The sequence below is a fragment of the Maribacter orientalis genome, from assembly GCF_900109345.1.
Classification (GTDB): domain Bacteria; phylum Bacteroidota; class Bacteroidia; order Flavobacteriales; family Flavobacteriaceae; genus Maribacter; species Maribacter orientalis.
Map to the genome: position 1 here is coordinate 43300 of NZ_FNZN01000012.1, position 22056 is coordinate 65355.

Here is a 22056-nt window from a genome sequence, read left to right on the forward strand (position 1 = left end):
AAAATTCAATTTACGATATGAAAAAGATAATTAACACTTCAAATGCTCCAGCACCAATAGGACCATACAACCAAGCTATTTTAAGCAATGGTACATTATACATTTCTGGTCAAATACCATTGAATCCAAAGAGCGGTGAATTGGTTTCTGGCGATATAAAAAAGGAAACTAAACAGTCTATGGAAAATTTAAAGGCCATATTAACCGAAGCTGAAATGACCTTTGAAAATGTTGTAAAATCTTCGATATTTCTTAGCGATATGAAACAATTCACCGAAGTAAACGAAGTATATGCATCTTATTTTAATGCAGAAACTGCACCTGCAAGAGAAACCGTAGAAGTAGCAAATTTACCGAAATTTGTAAATGTTGAAATTTCCATGATTGCCGTAAAGTAAAACTTTACATATTTGCCTGGTGAAATTCTACCAAACCTTCAATTGGTCTTTGTCGAATTACACCTACAATTAGATCATTTCTTAATAATACGGAAGTTAGCTCATCTCGCAAATAATGGGCAATGCTTCCAACAAAGTTAATTGGCACTTTAGTAGCCAATTCAAATTGCATTACATAATTATTGATAAATTGTTGGAAACCTTTATCTATTACTCCTTTAGAATAAGGATGGTCTTTATTCTCAATTAAGAAACGAGCAAATGTTGCAAGATAAGTATTAGGGTTAGGTTGCTTATATAGGTTCTCTTTAATCACATCAGCATCTAGGTCATGTTGCTTGGCAAATTTATGCGCTAAATCTGCAGGCATTTTGTGAAAATAATAATCCCTAATTAATTTACGGCCAAAGAAATTACCACTCCCATCATCCATTGGAATATAACCCAAAGATGTTACTTTTTGAAATAATTGATTACCATCATAGTAACTACAATTAGAACCTGTACCAAGTATACAGACAATACCTTGATGACCAACTTTCGTAGTAGCAAATATTGCTGCATAGGTATCTTCTTTTACATCAGCCTTAGCATTAGGAAAGAAATCCTTAAAAATAGCTTTTAAAAACGCTTTCATACGATCCGTTCCACAACCCGCACCGTAAAAATATAAGTGAGTTACTTTTTCACGGTTTTTAGAAAGTTCAAAGTTATTAGCTAAGCGATCTTCTATTACATCTTTTGTCAGCACCTCTGGACTTAAACCCAAAGTTTGAGTTAAAAAAAGTTGTTCGCCATTTTCATCCAAAGCAATCCAATCAGACTTGGTTGCGCCACTATCTACTATTAAAATCATATACCGACTCTCTTTAAAAAATAAACCTGAAAATAAGGAAAAAATGCCTCATTTTCAGGAAATATTTTTGATTATACCAAAATGTTGGTTATAAAGTATTTACATGCTGCATTAGGTCTACCATTTTGTTGGAGAAACCTGCTTCATTATCATACCAGCAAATTAATTTAAAGAACTTAGAATTTAATTCAATTCCTGCACCAGCATCAAAAACACTTGTGTGAGTTTCACCAATAAAATCTTGAGAAACTACAGCTTCTTCTGTGTATCCTAAAACCCCTTTCAATTCTCCTTCTGAAGCCTCTTTGAATGCTTTTTTAATTTCTTCGTATGAAGTTTCTTTTTCTAAACGAACAGTTAAATCAACAACAGAAACATCTGCAGTTGGCACTCTAAAAGCCATACCTGTAAGTTTACCTTTTAAAGCGGGTATTACTTTGGTAACCGCAACAGCAGCACCAGTAGATGCAGGTATAATATTCAACAAAGCACTTCTACCACCTCTCCAGTCTTTTCTTGAAGGACCATCAACAGTCATTTGAGTTGCAGTTGTAGCATGAACAGTAGTCATCAACGCTTCTTCAATTCCGAATTTATCATTCAAAACCTTAGCCATTGGTGCTAAACAGTTGGTTGTACAAGATGCATTAGAAACGATAGTATCAGTTGATTTGGCATCTTTATGATTAACTCCCATCACAAACATTGGAGCATCTTTAGAAGGCGCAGATATAACTACTTTTTTAGCACCACCATCGATATGATATTGAGCAGTTTCTAAAGTTGTGAAAATACCAGTACATTCAGCAACAGTTGTTGCACCTACTTCATCCCACTTACAATTCTTAGGATCTCTTTCTGCAGTTATACGAACAGTTTTACCATTTACAACTAAATGACCATCCTTTACCTCTACGGTTCCGTCAAAAGCACCATGAACTGAATCATACTTAAGAAGGTAAGCTAAATGCTCTACATCTAATAAGTCATTAATGGCAACTACATCAACATCACCACGCTTTACCGTTGTTCTGAAGACCAATCTACCTATTCTACCAAAACCGTTTATTCCTACTTTTAAATTTGACATTTTCTCTATTTTTAACGTTTAAATTATGTTGTCATTATTTCTGAAACCCTAATCAGTTCCTTATCAATTTTTGTATGCCCTTTTATCGCCTTATTAATAGGCGTTAAGGTTAGCTTATTACATTGAATACCTACCATCAGGTTAGTTTTTCCTTCAAGCAAAGCTTCCACTGCCTTTACACCCATTCTACTGGCAAGCACTCTATCGTAGCATGATGGTGCACCACCTCTTTGCATATGACCTAGAACAGATACCCTAACATCATAGATTGGCAAATGTTCTTCAACATACTCCTTAAGTTCGAATACATTTTTACCAGATTTATCACCTTCCGCAACTATTACGATACTAGAAGATTTTCCAGACTCCTTACTTCTTTTCAAGGATTCTAACAATCTGTCAAGACCAAGATTTTCTTCTGGGATTAAAATTTCCTCTGCACCAGCACCAACCCCAGCATTTAAAGCAATATGGCCAACATCTCTACCCATAACTTCTACAAAGAATAGTCTGTTATGAGAACTAGCCGTATCTCTAATCTTATCGATACAATCTACCACCGTATTAAGAGCAGTATCAAAACCTAAAGTAAATGTGGTTCCGAAAATATCGTTGTCAATTGTACCAGGTATACCTATTACAGGAAAGTTGAACTCCCTATTAAATATCATCGCACCTGTAAAGCTACCATCACCACCGATAACAACAAATGCATCAATACCGGCTTTTATAAGCTCATTGTGTGCTTTCTTTCTACCCTCTGGTGTTCTAAAATCATCACATCTGGCAGACTTAAGTATAGTACCACCTTTATTTATGATATTATTCACACTACGGGCATCCATAGGTTTAAAATCCCCTTCTATCATACCTTGATACCCTCTGTAAATTGCAACGCAATCTACCTTCATATAGGCACAGGTACGAACAACTGATCTTATGGCTGCATTCATGCCAGGAGAATCACCACCAGAAGTCAGTACTGCTATTTTTTTTATTTCTGAAGACATCGAAAAATTTAAGCCAACGAAATTACTAAATCTTAATACAATAAAGAAATAATGTATGTCCGCATTTTCAACAGAAATTAAAGAAAACGTTTTAGTTGTGACATTTTACTACAATACTTCTTAAAATTCCACATTTCTTAACAACAAGCACACACAACGTTATCAATTTATTGATTTTGGTTTATCATAAAATCGAATTAAACTATCATTTCCCATTACCGAAGAAGGGGTCTCTTTCTGTTTATTGGGCTCTTCAATTTCTGTCTTTTTAGCTAAGATTTTCCTAAAAAGTTCTTTAAAATTATTAAAATCAACCTCATAGGATAATCCAGCCCCTTGGGTTGAGCCTTGTTGGTCAGATAAATATGCCTGAATTTCACTTTGTCTACTAAAAAATTTAGCGCTTAAAGTACCTTCTTCATTCAATAAAACCTGTATTTCAAAATCACCAGCCACCAGTGTTTCACTAGAAGCACCTACTGGTACACCAACCTTACCATTGAATAATATCCTATCTGAAATTTGTGTTGAAACTGTTACCCCGATTCGGTCATCAGTTTCAATATCAGCAGATCTATCTAGTATACCTTGCTCATAAGAAAGGCCTAGATTGAACTTATCATTGCCCCCACTTAAAATAGAATTTAAAATACCTGATGCACTTTGAACCAAATTACCGGTAATTGCCTGCTGACTAATACCACTTTGTGAATTAACAAAAGTACCTTGAGCTAAAAGAAATATGGCATTCTTCTCTTCTACTGTTGGATCTTGAAGTCTATACTCTAGTTCTGATTGTACTATAGAACTTGTTCCCGGAAAATCTATTCCAAAGTCAATATTTGGACTTTGAAGTTCTCCTGTTAAACGTATTATAACATCTGTTGGAATTCGTCTAGTAAAACCTGGATCATCTAACAAAGGAGCTGGATTAGCATTAAGAGAATAGACCGCTTCCATATTCAATAAAGCTTCTAACGGTTTCTGATCCCAATTAATAGTACCTCCAGATTTAACCTTAAATTTCTTATCGATTATTCCGCCGAATTTATAATTGTACTCACCAGTAACAACTACAAAATCGCCATACATTTCAAACTTTCCATTGGTATTGATTTGAATCAAAATAATGCCATCTCCCGTTCCTTTTAAAGAACTACCAGTTTTGGTGTCGGTCACGATTTCAACTTCTGCGTCTGGCGTAACATCAAGGTTAAACTCTAATTCTAAACCCTGGTAATCTTTTAATTGGCGTTGACTTTCTATTCTTTGTTTATCATTCTTTTCTATAAAGTTTATAAATGAATAATCACCTACACTAACTACATCACTTAATGGAATTTTTAAAGAAGTTCCCTTAGCAGTTGCACCGTCAACAGTTATATTCAAAGCCGTTGTTGGTCCATATATACGACCAGTTCCATTTAAATAACCCGTACCATAATACAATTCGCCTTCTTTAAATTCGGTATTCAAAATTAAGAAACGGTTATTGCTGGTATCTACATTTAAATCTAACACCCAATTTTCAAAGAAACTGTGAGTGATTGTTCCGTCTAAATTTGCACGTGTGCCTTTCGCTACATCCTCCAAAGCAATATTTTCAAAATTGAAAGTTTGGTCAGAAAGCACTACTCTAGAACGTGGCGCAAAACTATAATCAACATTTAAATAAGGCACAGCTATACCGGCATTATCTAGAGTAAGAAGTCCATTAAAACTCGGATTATCCACATTACCAATTATACGTACCTGACCATCAATATCACCTCGTATATTATCAATAACCCCTTCACCTAAAGGACTAAAAGGCTCTAAACTAAAATTATTGAACGTGGCTAACAAATCGGCTTTAGGAATATCACCTTTATTATCGATACTACCCAGAACGCTAAACTTTTCTAAACCATTGTCAGAGAGTTGCGAATTAACTTGAAATTCAGTTAAATCTTTGTTACCTATAATACTAATCGCCAAATCACCCAAAGGAATATCATTTATACCAAAGTGTTCGATGTTTAAGTTTGATGAGGGTAAATAAATACCATCTTTTTGCAAAACATTTAAAGTACCGTTTACCTCACCTTGTAATTTTAGGCTATCAATGACTGGGGTAATTTTATCTAAAGAGACTATTTTGAACTGCAATTGAAGATCTTTATACGTAGAATCTGCCAATTGACCTTTTAATCTAATTTGCTCCTTCTCCTCATTGTTCATTACAATTTCTTGAATTGTAATACTATCCAGTGCTCTATTCAATATTACCTTATTCTTAGAATCACCATCTTTATTCAAAACCCATTTATTCCCCTTAAAATTAACATCGGATGTTTTTAAACCTATGACCGATTTATTTTCTTTATTAAACGTGTGGTAGAAATTGAGGTTATAAGAATCATTAAAATCACTTCCTCCTTTAAATTCAGACCTAAAAAACAAGGTATCTTTAAGAGTAGTATTTATTAAATTAAAGTCTTTAAAGTTATAATAAGGAGTATCTAATTCCCCAACCGAAACAAATGTATTGAACAGCGGGTTTTTATTATCTATACGTACTTCTATATGATCTGCAACAGTACCAAAAGCTTCAATACTAGGAGATTCAAAATTGAGTTTAAAATCACCTTCATCGGCAACAATATTTCCTTTTATAAACGTATTGGGGTCAAATCGCACTTCAGGAAAAAATACATCTACAATTTTATTATAAATTTTAAAATTAAAAGAAAGATTTTGACCATCAGAAATTTGAAATGGCCTATAGTTAGTATATATACTTCCTAATGAATTTTGAACAAGCTTACCTAATTCCCGAACTTTAAAATTACCTTTCATAAAACCGGTAATAATATCTGGAGAATTAATATTTATAATACGTGCTTTCTCTTCATCAAAACTAGATGTAATAGCAAAATCTTCGAAATAATAGGTGTCATTTACATTTTGATAATTCGTTTGCGTGAACTTAATGTCCCCAACAATATTATCTAAACTTGTACCAGTAATATCCATATTCACGTTACCTTTAAAAATGGAAACGCTATCGTTAATGAAATTCAATTTCTTTAAATCGGCATAATCTACTGAGGCAATAAAATTGAAATTATTCCTAGTCTCGGCAAAGTTGGCTAGACCCTTAAAGTTAAATTTTAAGTTTTCATCATTACTTATCAAAGACCCATCGAATAATTGATCTTTTAAAATACCCGAAACTTTTAAATCTTGATAATTATATTTATTAAATTCGATTGAATATACTTGTCCTATAACTTCGGTATTCAATCTTTCCTTAACGAAACCCTTACCTTCTACATTAAAATCTAGGGTAGTTTTACCTAAACTTTTGTTTTCAGCAAAATCGCCTAAATCAAAATCGATTAAAGAAATAAATCCTTTATAAGTAGCATTATCTATATTATTGAAATTACTTAATACAATATCAGCATAACTACTACCAATTGCTGTATTTAAGTTGACTTTAGCCTCTATTGATGAATTCGTAATTAATGCGTTACCACGAATCGTAAATTGACCAAGCTTACTAAAAGTTGATGGTAATGAATTACCAATTAAATTAGGTAATAAAGCATTTAATTGATAATAACTACTTGTTACATTTTTCATTTCAGCATTTAAGCTAAAAGGTTTTTGCTTGCTAAATAGATTTTTAAAATTGAAGTCTCCACGAATACCGGTATTATCAGAAAAAAGAAACAGATTATCTGTGTTAAGGTCATTTAAAACACCGTTTATATCAGCACTGAAGGTTACCTCTTTACCTTTTCCAAACTCATTATAGAGCATATTAATCTCATCAAAAGCTACCTTAGACTCTTTAAAATCTGCAACAACATTTACTTTGTTCAAAAAATCACGGAAATCTTCTCTATTATAATTAAAGACCAGATTACCATCTAATTCTGATAAAGGAGTTTTTATTTTAAGGGAATCGAAACGCATTTGCTGCTTCGTATACTTAAAATTAGTGGCCAACCTATTCACCTTTAAACCTCTATTACTATAAAGCGACATATCTCGAATATCAGTAGTCACTTCTGGTCCAAGAATAAGAAAGTTAGCAGCGCTTATATTCAGACTATCAAAATTTAAAATAGTAGGTTTTTCTAAATTCTCGTCAATATATTTAAATCTACTTTTTTTTATATCAACTTGAGAAGACGATAACTTGAATGGGGGCGTACCAGGTGCTCTAGGCTTTCCATCATCAAGTTTATCTACAAAGACTTCAAGGTTAGTATTTTCTTCACCAAAATAGGTCTTCAATTTAAAATTCAATTCGTCGACAGAAATATCGCCAAACTCTAAATTTCCTTGAGCCAAATTACCAATACTAAGAATAGATGTTTTGAGTTCATTTAAATAGAAAAGCGTATCCTTTTTATAATCTTCGATAAAAACACCCTCTAATGCAGTATCCCAAGAAATCAATGAAAGTTTTAAACGATTAATATTAATATGAGTGCCATACTGCTTATTAATTTTCTTCGTAGCATATTGTGCCAATAAAGTTTGAACTACTGGCAACGAAAAAATTAGGGTACCTAAAACACATATCAGCAAAAGCACCAATACTATTCTAACCAATATTTTCCTAAGTTTTTTGATAGGGCTATATGTTTTACCTTTGTTATTCAAATTTTATTCCAAATATGTTGGAAAACGAAACAATTTATATACTTGCTATAGAATCTTCTTGTGATGATACTTCTGCGGCAGTTTTAATGAACGATAAAGTGCTTAGTAATGTTGTTGCCACCCAAGCAATTCACAAAGAATACGGAGGTGTTGTACCAGAACTGGCATCAAGAGCGCATCAACAAAACATAGTCCCCGTAGTCGATCAAGCAATAGCCAGAGCAAATATCGATAAAAAACAATTATCAGCCATAGCATTTACAAGAGGACCTGGGTTAATGGGATCCCTTCTCGTAGGCACCTCATTCGCAAAGTCATTGTCCTTAGGTTTACAAATACCTCTCATAGAGGTTAACCATATGAAAGCTCATGTTTTGGCACACTTTATTAACGATGATAGCATGAAGCCGCCTAAATTTCCTTTCTTGGCATTAACAATAAGTGGTGGACATACTCAAATTGTGCAGGTCAATGATTTTTTTGACATGAAAATTATAGGACAAACCTTAGATGATGCTGTCGGTGAAGCTTTTGATAAAAGTGCGAAAATTTTAGGTTTACCCTACCCTGGGGGACCTTTAATTGACAAATATGCCGCTACTGGAAATTCGCATAAATTTGAATTCCCGATTCCAAAAGTGAAAGAGCTCGACTTTAGCTTCAGCGGATTAAAAACCAGCATCCTGTATTTCATTCAAAAACAAACCAAAATAGACCCACATTTTATAGAAAATAATCTTGAAGATATCTGCGCATCCATTCAATATACCATTATAACCATTTTAATGAAAAAACTTAAAAAAGCGGTTAAACTAACAGGTATTAAAGAGATAGCTATAGGTGGAGGGGTTTCTGCAAATTCTGGCATTAGAAAAGCTTTAATGGATACTCAAACTACATACGGTTGGAAAACCTATGTACCTAAGTTTGAATATTGCACAGATAATGCTGCCATGATTGGTATAGTTGGGTATTATAAATATAAAAATGAAGTATTTGCGCAGCAAGATGTGACCGCAAAAGCCAGATATTTAATTTCTTGATTTAACCAAAAATTATATGCAATTATTTTATAATTCTGATGTAAAAACTAACGATACCCATTTTACTTTTGATACTAATGAAAGTAAACATATTATCAAAGTGCTTAGAAAGAGAAAAGGTGATGAATTATGGATTACAAATGGTGAAGGTTATTTATTTAGAGCCAAAATTATAGATGATTCTATTAAGAAATGTGAGGTTGAACTCATGTCTTCTAAAAAAACACATCCTAAATTATATTGGCTTCATATGGCGGTAGCACCTACAAAAATGAATGACCGTTTTGAATGGTTTTTAGAAAAGGCCACAGAAATAGGTGTTGATGAAATCACACCAATAATCTGTGATCGTTCTGAACGTAAAATTCTTAAGTTAGACCGAATGCAAAGGGTTATAGAATCTGCCATGAAGCAATCACTTCAAACGTATTTACCAAAATTAAATGAGCCAATAAGTTTATCAGATTTTTTAGAAAAACCTATTACCGGTTTACAGTTTATTGCCCATTGCGAAGACAGCGAACGTCATGAACTAAAGCGAAGAGTTGTTGCCGATCAAGATATAACCATTTTAATTGGTCCTGAAGGTGATTTCACCTCATCTGAAATTATAAGTGCAATGGCAAAAGGGTACGCACCAGTTACCATGGGCAAAACTAGATTGAGAACAGAAACTGCAGCCATTGTAGCATGTACCATTGTTGCCTCCATCAATAATGGATAAATAAAATATCTATCGATGACTTTACAACAAATTGAAAATAATACTCCAATAATTTTTCATCTACTAATTTCGTAGATTTGATTATGAGAAATTTTATCCGCCTGCTCTTCTTTTGCATTTTAATTTCAAGCCTTTCAGTAAAGGGGCAAGAAGTTGCAATTTTAAAATATCAAGGCGGTGGTGATTGGTACGCGAACCCAACTGCATTACCCAATTTAATTAAATTTTGCAATAACAATATCGGCACTACTTTGAGCGATAAACCTGAAACTGTAGAGGTTGGCAGTTCTTCTATTTTTCAATATCCATTTATACATATGACAGGCCATGGCAATGTGGTGTTTTCTGAAGAAGAGCTAGAGAATTTAAGAAACTATCTTTTAGCTGGTGGGTTTCTGCATATTGATGATAATTATGGAATGAAACCTTATATCACCAGGGAAATAAAAAGACTTTTCCCAGATTCTAATCTAGAAGAACTTGGAGCAGATCATCCTATATTTTCAAATAGCTACCGTTTTGCACAAGGGTTACCTAAAATACATGAGCATGATGGTCAACGCCCACAAGCTTTCGCGATTACAATTAATAACAGAATTGTATTGCTATTTACCTCAGAATCAGATTTAGGAGATGGCTGGGAAGATCCCACAGTACATAACGATTCTGCCGAAATACGAGAAAAAGCTCTAAAAATGGGCGCTAACATTATCACCTATGTATTTAAAAGTTAAGTAATGACTTCAAAGACTATTTCAAAAGGCATTCTTAGAGCCATAGGCTTCATACTTGGCGTTGCCCTATTGCTTTATTTTCTATTTACCGTACGTTCAGTATTGGCATATTTGGCCATCGCTGCAGTTGTGGCCTTAATTGGAAGACCGTTAGTTAAGTTCTTAAGGTTGAAACTTAAATTCCCAAATATTCTAGCTGTTGTTGCTACAATGTTAATTATGGTTGGGGTTTTAGCCGGCATAGTTGCCTTATTCATCCCACTTCTATCGGAGCAAAGTAAAAACCTTTCTCTTCTTGATATTGAGGAATTACAAAAAAGCCTTAACACGCTATACCATCAAATTACGAACTACCTAGGCCTGTCATCACATATTGTAGATGATGTCATTGACGATGTTGCGCTAGAGAAAAACATTTTGAAAGGTTTAGACATAGGGTTTATTCCTGACTTTTTAAACTCTTTTTTAACAGTTTTAAGTTCTGCAAGTATTGGTTTATTTTCAGTTCTATTCATTTCTTTTTTCTTTCTAAAGGACAGAAGGCTTTTTGAACATGGCCTTTTAATATTTATTCCCCAAACTAAAAAACAGCGTACAACAAATTCAATAGAAAAAATAAATAATTTGTTATCTAGATACTTTGTTGGATTACTGCTCCAAATATTCATTCTCTTTCTAATTTACACCATTGTTCTGCTAATAGTAGGTATTGAAAATGCCGTAGTCATAGCATTTCTTTGTGCACTTTTTAACATCATCCCCTATATAGGGCCAATTATCGGTGGCGTAATGATGCTGACATTAACCATGACCAGTAACTTAGGATTTAATTTTAGTGAAGTAATTCTTCCTAAAACAGGTTATGTTTTCTTAGGATTATTACTCGGACAATTGGTCGATAATTTCTTCTCACAACCTTTTATATTTTCAAATAGCGTAAAATCACATCCTTTAGAGATTTTCTTGATCATCATTATTGCAGGTTTACTTTTCGGTGTAGTAGGTATGATTGTCGCAGTACCAGGTTATACTGCCATAAAGGTTATTTTGAAAGAGTTTTTATCAGAGAACCAAATCGTTAAATCATTGACCCAAAATCTATAAAACTTAAGTGAATCTTAAAATTTTATCTAATGAAGTACAACAGTTTATCAATGAAAATCTAGCTTCAGATATTCATAAGATTCTTTTAAAGAATTCACCTTTTTCTGAAGTAACATCTAAGGAGCTTGTAGAGCAAATAGAGTCTAAGTCAAAGTCTAAACACAAGCTACCAACTTGGTTTGCCACAAAAAACATCTTCTACCCTAATAAAATTAATCTTTCACAAACATCATCCGAAGTAGCAGCACATTATAAATCTTCTTTAGTACAAGGTAAAACCCTAATCGATATTACTGCTGGTCTTGGAATTGATTCTTTTGCTTTTAGCAAAAACATAAATAAAATAATTCATATTGAAAAGAATGAAGAATTATCTGCCATTGCACAACATAATTTCATTCAGTTAGAAGCAACGAAAATTGAGTGTATATCTGCGGACGGAATATGTTTTTTAAAGAATAATTCACAAACATTTGATTGGATCTACCTAGACCCCTCAAGAAGAGATAAGAATAACAATAAAGTATATTATTTATCTGATTGTGAACCTGATGTAAACGAGCATTTAATTTTCTTATTCACTAAGTCAAATAACATTTTAATTAAAACAGGTCCATTGCTTGATTTAAACAACGGATTAAAACAATTGAGAAGTGTAAAAGAAATACACATAGTGGCTATTGGTAACGATGTAAAAGAAGTACTATGGCTTTTAGAAAAAAATTATAGCGAAGAGCCACTAATAAAGACAATAAACTTTAAGAATGAAAATAAACAAACCTTTGATTTTTATTTGAATCAAGAACGGTCTGCAATATCTACATATTCTATACCATTGGCATATTTGTATGAGCCAAACGCTGCTATTTTAAAATCTGGCTCCTTTGAATATGTAGGTAGGTATTATAATTTAAAAAAAATACATTCTAACTCCCACTTATATACTTCAGACAAATTAATTTCATTTCCAGGCCGTGTATTTAAAATTTTAAATATACTTGACTACAGTAAAAAATCTTTAAAGAACCTAGATATTTCTAAGGCTAATATTACAGCAAGAAATTTTCCTGATTCAGTCGAAAAAATCAGAAAAAAACTAAATCTTAAAGATGGTGGACATACCTATTTATTTTTTACGACAAATAAAGACCAAAAACATATTGTAATCAATTGCACCCAAATCTTCGAATAACTTGCTAAGATATTTAGTTCTTAAATTAATATTCAATCCTCGATCCAGCTTACCACTACAACGATATAGAGAGACATTTTATCGTGTTATTTTACTACAATTTAAGCTTAAGATGTTAAAATTATTAACATTGGAATATGTGAATTAAAACGGGTCTAAATTATTGATATATCAACGATTACGGCTGTTCAAAGAGAATATTTTAAATACAATTTCAACAAATAGAATTAAAGATCTCGTAAAATATTGCATTTGAATTATTACTATATGCGTTAAAATTGCTATTATTATACCGGATTTTGATTTTTTTAACATTTGACAGCTTTATAGAATGATAAGAAAGGTCAGAATCTCGCAAATTAATTTAAACTAACAAACAACAACGATTATGAGTCAAAAACGTGATTACAAGTCGATCAAATCCAAAAAAAGGTCTTCCTTTTTTAAATCAGGGATTTTATCGATGCTTGTTTGCTTAGGAGCCCAACTGGCCCAAGCAAATGAAATGACTGACACTTCAACTGAAGCAAAGGTTAAAACTGTACAATCAACGGTTACAGGTACTGTAACAGATGATTTAGGAACACCACTACCGGGAACAAACGTGGTAGAAAAGGGTACTACTAATGGTACTCAAACAGATTTTGATGGTAACTATACCTTAAATGTAGAGCCGGGTGCTACATTGGTATTTAGTTATATAGGATTTCAAAGAAAAGAAGTTGCTGTTAATGGTCAATCGGTAGTTAATACTTCGTTAGCCGAAGATGCTTCTGCTTTAGACGAGGTTGTAGTAACAGGTTACCAAGTACTTACAAAACGTGAAACTACAGCTGCAGTATCTATAGTAGCTGCTGAAGATTTAGCTGCAGTACCTTCTGGTAACATTGAACAACAATTACAAGGTAGGGTAGCTGGTGTAACTGTTCTTACAAACGGTCAACCAGGAACTACTAGTCAAATTAGGGTACGTGGTTTCAACTCTTTTGGAGATAACTCACCTTTATATGTTGTAGATGGTGTACCAACAAGAAATGTTGACTTTATAAACCCAGACGATGTTGAGACTGCTACAGTACTTAAAGATGCAGCAGCTGCGTCCATTTATGGAGCAAGAGCAGCAAACGGTGTAATTGTCTATACTACTAAACAAGGATCTAGGTCGAAGAGAAAAACTTCGATGACCTTGAACGTAAATAGTGGTGTTGTGGATCCAAATGTTGCTGGTTCGCCTGATCAACTTAGTCCATTAGATATGGCAAGATACACTCATATTGGCTATGAGAACAATGCAGCTGCCAATGGTACAGCCGTACAATACACCCACCCTCAATATGGAACTAACGCAACGCCTACCATACCTGACTATTTGCATGCAAATGGCCAAAATGGAGTAAGTGCTGGTGACGTTGATTTAGCTGCTGTAAGAGCAGCTTACGAAGCAGATCCTGAAAATACATTCTTAATTCGACCTAATTTAGCTGGAACAAATTGGTACAAAGAACTTACTCGAATTGCTCCACAAAGTAGAGTTTCTTTAGGTTTTGATGGTGGTAATGAAAATGGCCGATTTTATATGGGTATTTCTGCACAAAACCAAGATGGTATTGTACTTGGTCAAGAATTTTCAAGATATGCCGCGCGTTTCAACTCTGAATGGGATGTTACTCCATGGCTTTCTTTTGGTGAAAATTTTCAAGTGACTTATAGATCTACCAAAGGGATTGCCGGTGGTGCAGGTGGTGTTAATTCCTCTACTGAGGAAACCGAACTTTTATCTGCTTTTAGAATGCCTACTATTATTCCTGTTTATGATGAATTTGGTAGTTTTGCAAGTACGAAAGCTGCAGGGTTCAACAACCCAAGAAACCCAGTTAGAAGTAGAATATTGAATGCTGGAGATGACAAATCTTATAACATTGGTGGTTTCGGTAATATGTACGCGTTGGTTAAGCCATTTGAAGGTATGACTTTACGTTCTAGCCTTGGCGGTAGCTACGGAAATTATTATTTTGTAAATTATAACTACAAATATTTAGGTGATTCAGAACCTGAAGCAAGTAACTCATTTAGTGAAGGCAGTGGTTATTCTTTTGCATGGACATTTACCAATACTTTTAGTTATGAAAAATTATTCGGTCAACATAAAATTACTGCCTTTGGTGGTATAGAAGCGTTGAATACTGGAAGAGGAAGAAATATTTCTGGTAATGGTATTAATCCTTTTTCTACCGATTTAGATTTTCAAAGTTTAACAGTAGTACAAAGTCCTAATGTAAACAGTAATCAATTCAAAGGATCTACGTACTTCTCTACTTTCGGAAAATTAGATTATAATTTTAATGAAAAGTACTACTTAACAGGTGTACTTCGTCGTGATGGTTCTTCACGTTTTGGTGAAAATAAAAGATACGGTACATTCCCAGCTGTTTCTGCTGCTTGGAGAGTTATTGCTGAACCTTTTATGCAAAACCAAGATATTATTTCTGATTTGAAAGTTAGAGGTGGTTGGGGTGAAATGGGTAGTGATAACAACGTATCACCTAACAACCAATATTCTTTATTTGCTTCTGATCGGGGTAGTACTTTCTATCCAATCGATGGTCAAAATAGCGGTGCAAATGAAGGTTTTGCTGCTAGTAGAATCGGTAACGCAAATGCACAATGGGAAACGTCTGAAACAACAAACATTGGTTTTGACCTTTCTATGTTCAATAATAAACTAGAATTTATTCTTGATTGGTGGAAAAAGGATACTAAACAACTTTTATACCAAGTACCATTACCTGGTGTAACTGGTAATTATGCTGCTGCTCCATCAGTAAACATTGGTGGTATGAGAAACCAAGGCGTAGATTTTCAAATAATAGGAAAAGGAAACTTTACTGAGGATATTTCTTTCGAAGTAACAAGTACTAATTCATTTCTTACAAATGAAATAACAGCATTGGCTCCAGGTATTGACTATTTTGGTGATCAATTTACTTATAGAGGTATTGCACCAATACGTAACTCTGTTGGGCAATCAATATCTACTTTCTTTGGGTATAATGTTATTGGGTATTTTAATAGCGCAGATGAAGTTGCCAACTCGCCAGCTCAAGAAGGGAAAGGTTTAGGTCGTTTCAGATATGAGGATGTTAATGGTGATGGTGAAATTACTCCAGATGATAGAACTGTAATTGGTAGTGCTGTACCAGATTTTACAGGTGGTTTAGATTTAATCTTACGTTATAAAAATCTAGAATTCCAAACCTACTGGTATGGTTCTGTTGGTAACGAAATATTCAACCAAACTAAATGGTTTAGAGATTTCTTTGGAACATTCGAAGGATCTGCAAAAGGAACAGGTGCTTTTAATTCTTGGACTCCTCAATTAGGTAATAATGCTGGTTCACCAATTTGGGAAAGTGCTTCTAACTTAAGTACAAGTGGTGCATCTAACTCTTGGTATGTAGAAGATGGTAGTTACTTAAGATTGGTTCAATTGCGTATAGGGTATAATTTTGACACCGCATTGGTTGACAAAATGGGACTTAGAAAGTTAAACGTAGGTTTATCGGCGAACAATATTTGGACAATTACCAACTACGGTGGTCTTGATCCTCAAGTTGCTGGACCTGATACTAACTTTGGTATTGATGTTGGTAACTTCCCTGTAACGCCTAGTTATGCAATCACCTTAGAAATAGGTATTTAATAAAATAATAATATAATAATTAGTAACTTTAAGAAAAAGTAAACTATGAAAACATTTAAATTTAAAAAACCATCGTTATTACTAGGCGCGTTGCTTCTTGCATCGATGTCTTGTAGTGATGAATTTTTGCAAGTAGCCCCTACGGACTCACTTGCAGATGCTCAAGTAAGTACCAAAGCTGGTATAGACGGCTTACTAATCGGTACATACGCTGCACTGAATGGAGTTTTTGGAAATCGTTTCGAAGGCCCTAACCATTGGGCAACAGGTTCTGTTGTTGGTGGAGAAGCTAATAAAGGTACAGATGCTGGGGATTATAGCACGTTGAATCCTATTCAACGTTTTGAGGCTAGCCCTGTAGATCCAGGAGGAGATTTTAACTCCTTGTGGAGAGGTCGATACGAAGGAGTTAGTAGAGCAAACAAAGTACTTCAAGCGATAGGGAATTCAACTGAATTGTCTGCTGCCGATGCTGCTCGTCTTTCTGGTGAAGCTAGAATGCTAAGAGGTCATTTTTACTTTGATCTTAAAAAACATTTTAACAACATTGTTGTTTTTGATGAAACTGTAGCCTCAGAAGATATAGTATTATTACCTAACAACGGTGATGCTTGGGCTATTATAGAAGCTGATTTGCAATATGCTTATGACAATTTACCAGGAGTAAATGGTGCAGGCCGTGTAAACAAATGGGCAGCAGCAGCACTTATGGGTAAGGCTAAATTGTATCAACAAAAATTCGGCGAAGCCAAGACTTGGTTTGATGATGTTATTGCAAATGGTGTAACTTCTAATGGACTAAAATTTGCGTTATTAGATGATTATGCACAAATCTATAATGCCGAAAATGATAATAATGCAGAAGTTGTATTTGATGTAGAATCTGCCAATAATACAGGTAGTGTTAATAATGCAAACTGGTTCGATGATTTAAATTACCCATACAACACTGGTCCTGATGGTCCTGGTAACTGTTGTGGTTTCTTTCAACCTAGTTTCGAAATGGCAAATTCATTCAGAACTGGTGCAGATGGACTACCATTATTAGATAAGTCATATAATAGCCCTGCAAATGCAGTTAAAAATGATTTTGGTTTGGAAGCAGACGAGCCGTTTGTTGAAGATGCTGACCCATTAGACCCAAGAATTGACCATGCTATTGGTAGAAGAGGTATTCCTTATTTAGATTGGATCGAGCACCCAGGTAAAGCATGGATTCGTAGCCAACCTTATGCTGGTCCATATTCTCCAAAGAAATATATCTATTACAGAAGTCAAGAAAATAGCTTCACCGATGGTAGTTCTTGGACACGTGGTTATGCGACTATGAACTATACTATCATTCGTTTTGCTGATGTTTTATTAATGGCTGCAGAAGCTGAAATAGAAGCACCAGGTGGTTCTTTGGCTACTGCTTTAGATTATGTTAATCAAGTAAGAAGAAGAGCTGCAAACTCTGAATATTGGGTGAAAGAATATGATTCTGATGCAAATGCTGCAAATTATGTTATTTCTGAATATACTTCATTCCCTAATGCAGATTTTGCAAGAGATGCTGTACGCTTCGAAAGAAAACTTGAACTATCTGGTGAAGGACATCGTTTCTTTGACCTAGTTAGATGGGGTGTTGCTGCTGAAGAGCTTAATGCATATTTAGCTTACGAATCAACATTATTGGTTACTAAATTTGGAGGCGCAAGCTTTACAACTGGTAAAAATGAATACTTCCCAATTCCTCAAGCTCAAATTGATATAACCGGTGCTGAAATTTTATCTCAAAACCCAGGTTATTAATAAATTAAAGCTTTCAATATTTTAGGAAAAGGCTACCATAATTGGTAGCCTTTTTTTTGTTACTTCCTTAAGGTTCTTGCATATTTGTAAAAGTATATTTCAAAAGAAAAATGAAGAATTCAAAATTTCAAATTGTTACTTTTTTATCTCTATTTATCCTTTTAGGATGTAGTGAGAATAAACCTAAAACACTATTCACAAAAGTTAGCTCTAATGCATCAGGACTGAATTTCAGTAATCAATTGTTTGAAAATGATTCAATCAACATATTAGACAATGAATTTGTGTATAATGGTGCAGGTGTTGCTATTGCGGATATTAATGGTGATGGCCTTGAAGATATTTTCCTCGCAGGCAACCAAGTTGATAATAAATTATTTCTAAATGAAGGAAAATTAAAATTCAGGGATATAAGCAAAGAAGCACAAATTGGCAAAACTGATAGTTTACAATGGTCTTCAGGAGTTACCATTCTTGACATTAATTTAGATGGTTTACAAGATATTTATATCTGCAATACATTTAGGAAAGATAGTATTCAAAGAAAAAACTTATTATATATTAATCAAGGTAATAGCAAAAGCAACTTACCTTATTTCAAGGAAGAAGCTGCAAAATATGGTTTAGATGACCAGACTTACTCTTCTCATGCGCAGTTTTTTGATTTCGACAACGATGGTGATTTAGATGTATTTATCGGTGTTAACCGTATAGAAGGAATAAATCCGAATCAATTTAGCCCATTAACCGATGATGGCACTTCTAAAAGTAAAGATATTTTATATGAGAATGTTTATATCGACAGTTTAGACCAAAGAAAGTTTATAGACGTCTCAGAAAAAGCTGGTATTCGATACCATGGGTATAGCCACAGTACGTTGATTAATGATTTTAATGAAGATGGGTGGCCAGATATTTATGTCGCTAATGACTTTCTAAGTAATGATTTAATTTATATCAATAATCAAGATGGTTCTTTCACCAATAAAGCTGGTGAAATATTTAAACATTTTAGCCTATCCTCTATGGGTAGTGATATCACCGACGTCAATAATAATGGCCGAATGGATATATTCACCACAGAAATGCAACCCTACTATAATAAACGAAAAAAATTATTTCAAGGTCCAAGCAGTTACCAAAAAGAAATTTTTACTAGAAAATACTTATATGAATATCAATATACTAGAAATACTTTACAACAAAATTTAGGTATTAATCCTGAGAACGAATTGCCAATTTTTGGTGAAATAGGAATGTTCTCTGGCATACAAGAAACCGATTGGAGCTGGGCTCCCCTATTTGCAGACTATAATAATGATGGTTGGAAAGATTTACTGATAACAAATGGTTTTCCCAAAGATGTTACAGATCGTGATTTTGGTGATTTTAGAGTTACCGCTAGTAGATTAGTAAGCAAACAAACATTAATTGAAGCCATACCTGAAATTAAGATTCCAAATTTTATATTTAAAAATTTGGAAGGAAAAGGTTTTGCCGATGTTACAAAAGATTGGGGTTTAAATTTTGGTACTTTTTCGAACGGTGCTGCTTATGGAGATTTGGATAATGATGGCGACCTAGATTTGGTTATAAACAATATTAATGACCCTGTTTTATTAATGGAAAACCATTCTAATGAGTTAACCCCAGAAGAAAATTTTCTAAGAATAAAACTTACAGGAGACAAACAAAACCCCGAGGCTATCGGCAGTACGGTAATAACTTATTACGATAACAAGCAACAACGCCAATCACTACTTTCAGGCAGAGGGTATTTATCACAACCAGAGAAAATCTACCATGTTGGACTTGGAAAAATTAAAAAAATAGATAGTTTAAAAATCATTTGGCCAAATGGAAAAATACAAATTGAAACTAGCCCTACAGTAAATAAGCTTAACAAATATGCCTATCGACCTTCCTCTTTAATTGTTAATAAGTATAACACTCCTTTATTTACCAAAGCATCAAAAAATCTGGGATTGGATTTTTTAAGCAAGGATAATGACTTTATAGATTTTAATTTTCAAAGAACTATACCACACAAATTTTCTCAGTTTGGTCCTTCCATTTCTGTTGGAGATATTAATGGTGATAATTTAGAAGATATTTTTATAGCCGCTAGCAGAGGAGAAGATGAAGCTTGGTTTTTACAGACTCCAGAAAGCACCTTTATTAAAGCCACAGTCTCCTATAAAAGTGAAGAAAAGCTTGAAGATGATTCTAGCTCTTTATTATTTGACGCTGATGGTGACGGGGACTTAGACTTATATTTAGCCAGAGGAAGCGCACAATATCCTTCAGGTAATATACTTTATAAAGATAAGCTTCTACTTAATGATGGTAAAGGGAATTTTACCGATTCTTCCGACGCCATACCTGATGTAAACTCGAATTCGACAAGTGTTAAAGCTGCTGATTTTGATAAAGATGGTGATTTAGACCTGTTCGTAGGCAGTAGAGTATTACCATTTTCCTATCCTTCTTCCGATAGGTCATATATTTTTGAAAATCAATCTGAAGGAAATCAAGTTAAATTTGTCGATGTAACAACTAGAATCAACCCTGATCTTGAATATCCTGGACTAATAAGCGATGCATTATGGACCGATTTCAATAATGATTTTTGGCCAGATTTAATTTTGGCAGGAGAATGGATGCCGCTTCGATTTTTTGAGAACAAAGAAGGTAAATTAGTTGAAATTACAGATAACTCTGGTGTTCAAAATAAACTTGGTTGGTGGAATAGCCTATCTGCAGGTGATTTAGACAACGATGGCGATACCGATTATATAGCCGGTAACTTTGGGAGAAATATAAACTTTCAAGGAACAGAGGATCAACCTATACGATTATATGCCAAAGATTTAGACAATAATGGTACAATTGACCCATTACTATCCTTTTATCTTAGAGATAGTATTGGCATTAAAAAAGAATATCTCTATCATCCTTGGCAAGATGTTACCACACAATACGTGGGTATTAGAAAAAAATATAATTCTTTTGGAGAATTTGGTGCCTCTACCCTACCTGAAATGTTTAATGATGGTCTATTAGATGATGCTACCAAACTTAGCTTCAACTACATGGAAACTTCTTTAATTGAAAACTTGGGCAATGGTAAATTTAAAATCCATCCGCTGCCTATGGAAATACAATATGCCCCTATTTATGGAATACGATTACAAGATATTAATGATGATGATTTACTAGATGTTTTAGTAGTAGGCAACGATTTTGGAATGGAAGTACAACAAGGCATGGCGGATGCTTTAGTGGGTCTAGTACTGAAAAATGAAGGTGATTTAAAAATGAAAGCACTCTCATTAGATGAAACTCATTTTTATGTGCCTGGTGATGCCAAGGCCTTAGTAAATGTTAATTTAAAAAATGGAAATGAATTAATAATTGCATCTCAAAACAATGATTCATTAAAGACCCATGAGTACATTAAAAAAAGAGCGGGTAAACTCGTGAAATTTAACCCCAACGAAGTTAAGGCTGTCATAAATTTTAGGAATGGCTCAAAAAGAATTCAAGAAGTATATTGGGGTGATAGTTTTAATTCGCAATCGACACAAAATATTTTTATCACCGATAAAATTTTAGAAATCAAATTCTACAATAATACTGGCGAAACCACTAGAAATATGGCTTTTTAAATTTGTAGATACTTAACTAACATTTCAAAAAAAAGGAAATAATCCTCATATGGACAACCAAAAATTAGGTAAATAGGTAGTTCA

Annotated in this window: 13 protein-coding genes; 9 read left to right on the plus strand and 4 right to left on the minus strand. The window is 33.8% G+C overall.

Annotation, left to right across the window (positions count from 1 at the left end):
- Positions 1 to 17 precede the first annotated feature (17 nt).
- On the plus strand, positions 18 to 398 hold the full coding sequence (locus tag BMY56_RS17300) for a RidA family protein (protein ID WP_091627208.1): 381 nt from the start codon (positions 18 to 20) through the stop codon (positions 396 to 398).
- 4 nt (positions 399 to 402) lie between these two features.
- On the opposite strand, the gene BMY56_RS17305 is transcribed toward BMY56_RS17300, so the two are convergent.
- From BMY56_RS17305 to BMY56_RS17320, 4 genes are all read right to left on the minus strand, one after another.
- Positions 403 to 1254: an N-acetylglucosamine kinase gene (locus BMY56_RS17305; RefSeq protein ID WP_091627211.1), complete on the minus strand. Its 852-nt coding sequence runs from the start codon at positions 1252 to 1254 to the stop codon at positions 403 to 405.
- 88 nt (positions 1255 to 1342) lie between these two features.
- Complete coding sequence (gene gap / locus BMY56_RS17310; protein ID WP_091627213.1) at positions 1343 to 2344, minus strand: type I glyceraldehyde-3-phosphate dehydrogenase; 1002 nt, start codon at positions 2342 to 2344, stop codon at positions 1343 to 1345.
- A gap of 23 nt (positions 2345 to 2367) precedes the next feature.
- Positions 2368 to 3354, minus strand: coding sequence for a 6-phosphofructokinase (pfkA, locus tag BMY56_RS17315; protein ID WP_091627216.1), 987 nt, complete (start codon positions 3352 to 3354; stop codon positions 2368 to 2370).
- A 162-nt stretch (positions 3355 to 3516) separates the two neighbouring features.
- The gene (locus tag BMY56_RS17320; protein ID WP_091627288.1) at positions 3517 to 7902 is read right to left on the minus strand and encodes a translocation/assembly module TamB domain-containing protein; all 4386 of its coding nucleotides are present in this window, start codon (positions 7900 to 7902) and stop codon (positions 3517 to 3519) included.
- 125 nt (positions 7903 to 8027) lie between these two features.
- On the opposite strand from BMY56_RS17320, the gene tsaD reads away from it, so the two are divergent.
- The 8 genes from tsaD to BMY56_RS17360 all read left to right on the plus strand — a co-directional run bounded on the left by tsaD (position 8028) and on the right by BMY56_RS17360 (position 21972).
- A complete protein-coding gene (gene tsaD / locus BMY56_RS17325) occupies positions 8028 to 9056 on the plus strand; it encodes a tRNA (adenosine(37)-N6)-threonylcarbamoyltransferase complex transferase subunit TsaD (RefSeq protein WP_394332509.1) in 1029 nt (342 codons plus the stop codon).
- 16 nt (positions 9057 to 9072) lie between these two features.
- Positions 9073 to 9780 (plus strand): 16S rRNA (uracil(1498)-N(3))-methyltransferase, encoded by a 708-nt coding sequence (locus BMY56_RS17330; protein ID WP_091627218.1) that lies wholly within the window; start codon positions 9073 to 9075, stop codon positions 9778 to 9780.
- An 83-nt stretch (positions 9781 to 9863) separates the two neighbouring features.
- A complete protein-coding gene (locus BMY56_RS17335) occupies positions 9864 to 10514 on the plus strand; it encodes a DUF4159 domain-containing protein (protein ID WP_091627220.1) in 651 nt (216 codons plus the stop codon).
- 3 nt (positions 10515 to 10517) lie between these two features.
- On the plus strand, positions 10518 to 11618 hold the full coding sequence (locus BMY56_RS17340) for an AI-2E family transporter (protein WP_091627223.1): 1101 nt from the start codon (positions 10518 to 10520) through the stop codon (positions 11616 to 11618).
- A gap of 7 nt (positions 11619 to 11625) precedes the next feature.
- The gene (locus BMY56_RS17345) at positions 11626 to 12810 is read left to right on the plus strand and encodes a THUMP-like domain-containing protein (RefSeq protein WP_091627226.1); all 1185 of its coding nucleotides are present in this window, start codon (positions 11626 to 11628) and stop codon (positions 12808 to 12810) included.
- 388 nt (positions 12811 to 13198) lie between these two features.
- A complete protein-coding gene (locus BMY56_RS17350) occupies positions 13199 to 16510 on the plus strand; it encodes a SusC/RagA family TonB-linked outer membrane protein (protein WP_091627229.1) in 3312 nt (1103 codons plus the stop codon).
- A gap of 45 nt (positions 16511 to 16555) precedes the next feature.
- The gene (locus BMY56_RS17355) at positions 16556 to 18304 is read left to right on the plus strand and encodes a RagB/SusD family nutrient uptake outer membrane protein (RefSeq protein ID WP_091627231.1); all 1749 of its coding nucleotides are present in this window, start codon (positions 16556 to 16558) and stop codon (positions 18302 to 18304) included.
- Between the two features lie 110 nt (positions 18305 to 18414).
- Positions 18415 to 21972 carry a CRTAC1 family protein gene (locus tag BMY56_RS17360; RefSeq protein WP_091627234.1) on the plus strand — a complete coding sequence of 1186 codons (3558 nt, stop codon included), beginning with the start codon at positions 18415 to 18417 and terminating at the stop codon, positions 21970 to 21972.
- Positions 21973 to 22056 lie beyond the last annotated feature (84 nt).

Bases quoted from the DNA above. Each gene is read 5' to 3' on its own strand.
- BMY56_RS17355 (WP_091627231.1), top strand. From the start codon at position 16,556: ATGAAAACATTTAAATTTAAAAAACCATCGTTATTACTAGGCGCGTTG.
- pfkA (WP_091627216.1), bottom strand. From the start codon at position 3,354: ATGTCTTCAGAAATAAAAAAAATAGCAGTACTGACTTCTGGTGGTGAT.
- BMY56_RS17335 (WP_091627220.1), top strand. From the start codon at position 9,864: ATGAGAAATTTTATCCGCCTGCTCTTCTTTTGCATTTTAATTTCAAGC.
- tsaD (WP_394332509.1), top strand. From the start codon at position 8,028: ATGTTGGAAAACGAAACAATTTATATACTTGCTATAGAATCTTCTTGT.
- BMY56_RS17360 (WP_091627234.1), top strand. From the start codon at position 18,415: ATGAAGAATTCAAAATTTCAAATTGTTACTTTTTTATCTCTATTTATC.
- BMY56_RS17300 (WP_091627208.1), top strand. From the start codon at position 18: ATGAAAAAGATAATTAACACTTCAAATGCTCCAGCACCAATAGGACCA.
- gap (WP_091627213.1), bottom strand. From the start codon at position 2,344: ATGTCAAATTTAAAAGTAGGAATAAACGGTTTTGGTAGAATAGGTAGA.
- BMY56_RS17305 (WP_091627211.1), bottom strand. From the start codon at position 1,254: ATGATTTTAATAGTAGATAGTGGCGCAACCAAGTCTGATTGGATTGCT.
- BMY56_RS17340 (WP_091627223.1), top strand. From the start codon at position 10,518: ATGACTTCAAAGACTATTTCAAAAGGCATTCTTAGAGCCATAGGCTTC.
- BMY56_RS17350 (WP_091627229.1), top strand. From the start codon at position 13,199: ATGAGTCAAAAACGTGATTACAAGTCGATCAAATCCAAAAAAAGGTCT.
- BMY56_RS17330 (WP_091627218.1), top strand. From the start codon at position 9,073: ATGCAATTATTTTATAATTCTGATGTAAAAACTAACGATACCCATTTT.